Raw genomic sequence first — 7,314 nt, 5'->3', positions numbered from 1 at the left:
GACTGTTCGCATGAATGACACGAGCCATGACTTCTTTGCCGGTACCGGTTTCTCCGAACAGCAGAATGGTCGCGTCCGACTCGGCGACCTGGCCGATCTGTTGAAAGAGCCGTTGCATCGCCGAACTTCTGGCCACGACATTCTCGAGCCCGTACAACTCTTTCACCAGCGATTTCAGTCGATCAATCTCACGGCTCATCCGCTGCTGCGAGAGTGCTTTATCAATGGTCTCCTTGAGCTCTTTATCATCAAACGGTTTGGTCAGATACCCAAACGCCCCACGCTGCATGGCCTCCACCGCGTTGGGAATACTGCCATGGGCCGTCAGGATGATGACCGGAAGTCCCGGTTGATTTTGCAGCAACGCTTCGGTCACGTCTAACCCATTCTCACTTCGGAGACGGAGATCGGTGATCGCCAAATCAAACGTCGTATGTTTCGCTGCCTCAATGGCCTCTTGTCCCGTGGTACAGGGTGTGACGGAAAATCTCATGGCGGATAACCGCATTTTCAGCAAATGCAGCAATCCCTCATCGTCATCAATGACAAGAATATTCTCGCGCTCCGTGTTTTTTGGCTCCATAATCACCACATCTTTCTGGTTCTTCATTAGGGTGTCGTTTCAGGACTTGGAGTAGGAACTGTCGTCAGTGGAGGACGGATCGGACGAACCTTTTCACGCATCTCCTGATCGATTCGTTTCAACGCCTCAAGCTGCGAAGATAGTTCTTCAATTTTTTTGTCTCGTTCAGCCAGTTGTTTTTGCATCGCGACGGGATCGGCGGATGCCTTGGTCGAATCTTTCTTGGCGAGAAGCGCCTCGATTCTGCGATCTCGCTCCGCCAGCTCCCGCTGCAATACCTCGATGGCCTCTGACTCGCCACCCTTCGAGGCATGGAATTGTTGTATCAGCACCTGCTCGTCAAGCAAGTTTCGAACCAGACGATCGGTTGCTGTCGCCAATGATGTGTGAGCCTCTGCAATTGCGGGCGCTGTCAATACGGATTGAGACCATCCTTTCTGCCCTGAAACAACGGATTGCCGTAGGACTTGAAGCCAGGCTTTACTCGTCGCCGCGACCGGTCCCGTCGGAGCAACGGTCACAACCTTTTCAAAGTATTTCGCTGCAACTTCGCGACTTTCGTAGAGTCCAAGGAGCCCGAGTGTAAAATACACCTGGTCACAAGAGTGTGATTGGGCGCAGCGCGGGACCAATCCTTCCTGTTTCTTTACAAATGCTTGAAAACTCGTCACTTCCTTTGGGTCAGTCACAAAATACGGGCGAGAGACTGGGATGGACCCCGTCCATGCGGCACATCCTGTGAGAAAGAGAGGCAAGACCCCGGAACTGATCGCCATAAGAAATATCTTCGTTTTCACGGCTCCCCCTTCGCCTCCGGCTTCGTCAACCGTAGGATAAACCGTACAGTCGCCCCCTTCCCCTTCTCACTCTCAATCCAGATTCTTCCTCCATGAGCTTCAACAACTTTTTTGACCAATGCCAACCCCAAACCACTTCCCGCAGCCTGCCTGACCTTGGTACGGCCCTGATAAAACCGCTCAAAAATATGCGGGAGATCTTCCGGGGCAATCCCAGGCCCCGTATCTGAAACCGAAACCTCCAGCACACCAGCCTGGACCTCTGGCTTCATATGGACCTTCACGACTCCCCCTTCTGGGCTGAATTTCAGCGCATTGGACAAGAGATTGTCCAAGACCTGTTCCAGTCGAGACGCATCCGCCTTAATCCAGACTCGCTGCCCAACAGGCTCTAAGACCAACTGGACATGCTTAGAGTCAGCAAGAAGACGGATCTTGTTGATCGAGATGTCCACAATCCTGTGGAGATCGACAGGGACGAATCGATACTCCATCATCCCGGCCTCCATTTTCGATAAATCCAGAATGGTGGCGATAAGATGCATCAGCCGTTTGCTGCTGTCGGCCATGATCCGAAGCGTCATCCGTTGTTCCGGCACGAGCGGGCCAGGAATCTCGTCAAGCAGGAGGTTCGTTCCTTCCTGAATTGATGCCATGGGAGTTCGTAATTCATGGGACACATGCGCAAGAAACTCTGTTTTCATGTCGTCGATTTCTTGAAGCTTGTGGCCCATCCAGTTCACGGAATCCACCAATTCGCGGAGCTCGGCCGGCGCCTTGATTTTGATCGATGCCCCAAAGTTCCCCTGTCCGATCTGCTTGATGTGTCCCTGCAACTCTCGGAGCGGACGCAAGATCGTATAACTTGCCACTCCTGCCAGTCCTAACCCGAACATCAAGGCCACAAGAACAAGCTGCTCCGTCACGGCCTCGGCTTGGGCGGCACTGGCATGCGATTCGGTCACCCCCACACTGACTCGCGCCTCATGAAGATCGATATAATTCTGCAACGTAAAGGACATGCGGTCCATGAGGCTGTCACGCGTGCTTTCATAATTCGGAATCGTACGCTGAGCCGACCCCGTTGTCGTCTGAATGGCCGTGTCAAACAACCGCAATCGTTCTTTCAGCAACTCACCCGTCTCTTGCAGCAGCGTCAGCCCCCGCGTGGAACTTTCCTGTCCTCGCAATATCTGAAGCACACGCTGAAACTCTTCAACTTCCTCAGTCACATTAGTGAGGAACGTACGATCTTTCGTGGCAAGAAACTTCTTCTCACTATTCAGTTGGGCATACAGTGACCCTAACAGCCGTTTGGCGGATTCAACGGCTGGATAATGGTACGATGCCATTTGAGTACTCATAGCCGTCAACTGCCGAAGTTGAAAGAGTGCGTAGAGATTCACTCCCCCCATCACCGTAATAATGACCAGGGAGGTCAACACCAGCCGCCAGAATATTGAAAGTCGCATGAGTCCGTGCCTCGCTCGGACTAGGTCATAGGTGGGCAGAACTCAGTGTATGGTAATCCATACACTATTTCAGCTTCCGATCACAAGGGCAGACGCCTATTGGAAGACAAAAATATGTCGGACCAGCAAGCTTCCCTGAGAAAATCTTTCCCAGACCGTTACTCTCCGGAGTTGAATTGGTGAGAAAAAAGCCGCTGTCTCCTGGAAGACCCGTGAAGCGATGCAAAAAGATGGCCCCGAAACAATAAGATCGCCATGGCGACCGGTGGAGTGAGGAGGAAAAGCACGATCTCTTGCCCCTCCGCATCGAGTCCCATATACGACAGCCACCCACCGATGGCCGTCAGGGGGAGCATGAGAATTTGAAGGAAGTCGAGCCCAGCCCCTCGACCGGCACGGCCGGACAGTGAAAAGAATTCCTCAAGCCCGCTGGGCGACAAGACGACAGGCAGAATGAGAACAACAAATGGGAGAAACCATTCGATCCAATGCTCCACGACGAATTCATAGGACGTCTTGAACACATCAAGCGTCGAGTCATGCCGGACTTGATAAATCACTTCCGGTGCTGGGTTCAAGAGGAGAAAGACCAAGAGCAAGAACGCCGAGAGAAGAAATTGGCCGTAGGCGGGATTAGCTTGTAAACCCATATCGAGCAAGAGCGTCGGCAGCCACAACACAAATCCGACACCGATCACATCCCAAAAGTAACACCCGAAGCTTTCTGTCACGTCCGTGAACCCAAGGGTTCTGGACGCGCTCAGAGACTGTTCAATCAACCGGAGCGTGGCTCCCACCAGGAGGGCATTGACCATCCCGAGTAACAAACCACCGGCCATGCCCAACGGAGCAGCGATCCGTGCAATGCCCAAAAAAAGCAGCGCAAAGAGGATGAGCGCCACCATGGATACCCAGCTTTTGGTCAGCGAACGCCAGGTGGCGTGAAGCACGTGTCTGTAGAGATGAACGGTCGCCGATGCGAGTTTGCTCATGCCGATGCGTACCCTAGTCGGGATTGCCCTGGTAGGTCAAGCACTAGTCTTGTTCCTGTCAGGGCATGCCCCCTACAGGTTGACTTGTCCGACCGAATGATTATCACTTATTTCCGTCGGCAGAAGTACTCTCATATAAAAAGGTGAGCCCCATGGACATGAATCGGATGACGATCAAATTGCAAGAGGCCCTCCAATCCGCGTCCGGACACGCCCAGCGGAGAAGTCATCAAGGCATCGATGTGGAACATGTCCTCTTGGCGCTCCTTGAGCAGGAAGGGGGAACCACCCCGGCCTTGCTTGAAGGGGCTGGCCTCGCCCTCCCTGCCGTGCGGCAAGCCGTCGACCACGCCTTGGCCAAGTTACCTCAAGTACAGGGCTCTGGAGCAGCCCCCGGGCAAGTGCATGTAGCCAACCGTCTCACCCATGTGCTGAATCGTGCGGAAGAGGAGCAGAAGTCGTTGAAGGACGATTTTTTGAGTGTCGAGCATGTCCTCCTCGCCATGGTTCAGGAGGGAGGCGTATTCAAGAAACTGGGCCTCACGCGTGACCGCCTCTTGGCGAGCTTACAACAGGTGCGAGGCAATCAACGAGTCACCAGTCAAGATCCTGAAAGCACCTACCAGTCGCTGGTGAAATACGGTCGAGATTTGACCCAATTGGCCGAACAGGGCAAGCTCGATCCCGTCATCGGACGCGATGATGAGATCAGGCGTGTGATCCAGATCCTCTCGCGCCGGACGAAGAATAACCCGGTGCTCATCGGGGAACCAGGGGTTGGAAAGACCGCGATCGTGGAAGGACTGGCCATTCGCATCGTGAAAGGTGATGTTCCGGAAAGCCTCAAGCACAAGAAACTCTTCGCACTGGATATGGGTTCGCTCGTCGCCGGTGCCAAATTCCGCGGCGAATTTGAGGAACGCCTGAAAGCCGTCCTCAAAGAAATCCAATCGTCTCAAGGTCAGATTCTCCTGTTCATCGATGAATTGCACACGGTCGTCGGAGCCGGAGCAGCCGAAGGAGCCATGGATGCGGCCAATCTGTTGAAGCCGATGCTGGCGCGCGGCGAGTTGCACCTGATCGGCGCCACGACGCTGGACGAATACCGGAAGCACATCGAAAAGGATGCCGCCTTGGAACGCCGTTTCCAGACGGTGCTGGTGGATCAGCCCTCAGTGGAGAACACGATCTCCATTCTACGCGGCCTCAAAGAGCGCTATGAAGTCCACCATGGCGTGCGCATCAAGGACAGCGCGCTGGTGGCGGCGGCCAAACTGTCCCATCGCTATATTGCCGATCGGTTTCTTCCGGACAAAGCCATCGACTTAGTCGACGAAGCCGCCGCACGGCTCAGGACCGAGATCGACAGCCTGCCGGCTGAACTGGATGAAGTGTCGCGCAAGGTGCTCCAGCTGGAAATTGAACGCGAGGCGTTGAAGAAGGAGAAGGACGCCGCGAGCGCCGCCCGACTGAGCACCCTTGAAGCCGAGCTGAACGAAAAGCAGCGTGACCTGCAGGCGTTGAAGACCAGATGGGAGTCTGAGAAAACGTCCGTGTCCCGGCTGCGCAAGACCCGAGAGGCGATCGAAGAGATGAAGCAGAAGATCGAGCAGGCGGAGCGAGCCTATGACCTCAATCGTGTGGCCGAGCTCCGTTATGGAGAGCTCCCCAAGCTGGAACGGGAGTTGGCACTGGAGCTGCAACACTTGGAGAAAAAACAGGATGCGGCCCGCTTGCTGAAGGAAGAAGTCGATGAAGATGAGATCGCCGCCGTGGTCAGCCGCTGGACCGGGGTCCCGGTCTCGCGGTTACTCGAAGGCGAAACCGACAAACTCTTGAAACTTGAGGATCTCCTGCACCAACGGGTCGTCGGACAGGAAGAAGGGGTCCGAGCCGTAGCGGACGCGGTGCTTCGTGCACGATCCGGCATCAAAGACCCCAATCGCCCGATCGGGTCATTTCTATTCCTTGGTCCAACCGGGGTCGGCAAAACCGAATTGGCCCGCGCACTCGCCACAATTTTGTTCGATGATGAAGGGAATCTCGTCAGAATCGACATGTCCGAATACATGGAAAAACATACCGTCGCCCGTCTGATCGGCGCACCTCCCGGGTACATCGGATATGAAGAAGGCGGGCAACTTACGGAAGCCGTCAGACGACGCCCCTTTTCGGTGATCCTTTTCGATGAGATCGAGAAGGCCCATCACGATGTCTTCAACGTGTTGCTGCAAGTGCTCGATGATGGACGATTGACCGACTCACAGGGCCGCACAGTCGATTTCAAAAACACCGTGCTGATCATGACCTCCAACATCGGCAGTCCACAGATCCTTGAAGCACAGCAACGCGGCGCGTCCTATGAGCAAGTCAGGACCGTCGTGATGGGTGAACTGCGCCAACATTTCCGCCCGGAGTTTTTGAACCGGGTCGATGAGCTGGTCGTGTTCCATCCACTCGGAACCGAGCATTTGATCAAGATCGTGGAGATCCAGCTGGAGCGGCTACGCAACAGACTCGCAGAACGTCGGATCACGCTGGCCATCACGCCGTCCGCGCTGAAACATTTGGGTGAACGGGGCTACGATCCGGTGTACGGAGCACGACCGCTGAAGCGCCTCATTCAGCAGGAGCTGGAAACACCGATCGCCAAGTTGTTGGTCAAGGGAGAATTACGGGATGGAAATACCGCTTCAGTCGATCTGAAAAGCGGAGCTTTGGTTGTGACACCACTAGCAGTGTGTTGACAAACTCTGCACTGCTCTTCCCAAACAGATCGCTGCGCATGGTGACCGACCGGATCTGGATGCCCTGCAGGCTGTTCAGCAAGGCCGCAGCGAGTAAAGAGGCGACGCGGACTCTCTGCCGTACGGTGAGCCTCTGAGCGACGCGAGAACGCCGCTGGAGGCCTTTATCGACAGCCTGCCAGTGGAGGGAGAGCCGACACCGGTTCCTAGCCGATCGAGACCACGCCTCCCTGCGAGTCGTGTGTCAGCCCGCTCTTGTGCTGCTTCTCGATCTTCCAGGCCGTCGCCGTGACTTGGAGGAGATGGCCTTTCATCGTATGAAACTCGCCCTGGGCCAGCAAGACGACCTGCGGATCCTTCACATCGAGCTGAAGGACTACTTTTCCGGAATCCACTTCCTTCATCAGAAGGTGCTTGTCCGTCTTGGCTAACTCATAGGCGCGCCGCTCGTTAAACATGAGCGTACTATCCACCATCTTGGCTAGCATCCGGCCGTTCGAGTCGAACAGCGCAAAATTGACCAGCAACGCACCGGTCGAGGGATGGCGAGCCACCTGGAGTTGAGGAACCCCCTCAACCTCGATCGTCCCGTTGAAATTCTTATAGAGATTCGAACCGATTTCGATATCCATAGACCTCAGTCAAGTTAAGATGACACAACGTGTACAGGCCAGCACGATCAAGTCATACCTTGTATCTCTAAGACCTGCCATTTTGCAATCC

Annotated in this window: 6 protein-coding genes; 1 reads left to right on the top strand and 5 read right to left on the bottom strand. The window is 54.9% G+C overall.

Going from position 1 to position 7,314, the window contains the following annotated elements; genetic code table 11:
* From ACYX34_RS05820 to ACYX34_RS05805, 4 genes are all read right to left on the bottom strand, one after another.
* The coding region (locus ACYX34_RS05820) for a sigma-54-dependent transcriptional regulator (protein ID WP_462075617.1) at nt 1-610 on the bottom strand (610 nt) is incomplete at its 3' end.
* On the bottom strand, nt 610-1,380 hold the full coding sequence (locus ACYX34_RS05815; RefSeq protein WP_462075616.1) for a hypothetical protein: 771 nt from the start codon (nt 1,378-1,380) through the stop codon (nt 610-612). The genes ACYX34_RS05815 and ACYX34_RS05820, both read right to left, overlap by 1 nt.
* Nucleotides 1,377-2,852 carry a sensor histidine kinase gene (locus ACYX34_RS05810; RefSeq protein WP_462075615.1) on the bottom strand — a complete coding sequence of 492 codons (1,476 nt, stop codon included), beginning with the start codon at nt 2,850-2,852 and terminating at the stop codon, nt 1,377-1,379. Before ACYX34_RS05810 ends, ACYX34_RS05815 begins: the two co-directional genes overlap by 4 nt.
* Before the next feature lie 158 nt (nt 2,853-3,010).
* The gene (locus tag ACYX34_RS05805; RefSeq protein WP_462075614.1) at nt 3,011-3,844 is read right to left on the bottom strand and encodes a hypothetical protein; all 834 of its coding nucleotides are present in this window, start codon (nt 3,842-3,844) and stop codon (nt 3,011-3,013) included.
* A 152-nt stretch (nt 3,845-3,996) separates the two neighbouring features.
* On the opposite strand from ACYX34_RS05805, the gene clpB reads away from it, so the two are divergent.
* On the top strand, nt 3,997-6,591 hold the full coding sequence (gene clpB, locus ACYX34_RS05800) for an ATP-dependent chaperone ClpB (RefSeq protein ID WP_462075613.1): 2,595 nt from the start codon (nt 3,997-3,999) through the stop codon (nt 6,589-6,591).
* A gap of 206 nt (nt 6,592-6,797) precedes the next feature.
* On the opposite strand, the gene ACYX34_RS05795 is transcribed toward clpB, so the two are convergent.
* Nucleotides 6,798-7,223 (bottom strand): hypothetical protein, encoded by a 426-nt coding sequence (locus ACYX34_RS05795; protein ID WP_462075612.1) that lies wholly within the window; start codon nt 7,221-7,223, stop codon nt 6,798-6,800.
* Between the last annotated feature and the right edge of the window lie 91 nt (nt 7,224-7,314).

Source organism: Nitrospira sp. CMX1, from assembly GCF_054902215.1.
This window is presented reverse-complemented; position numbering and strand designations above follow the sequence as displayed.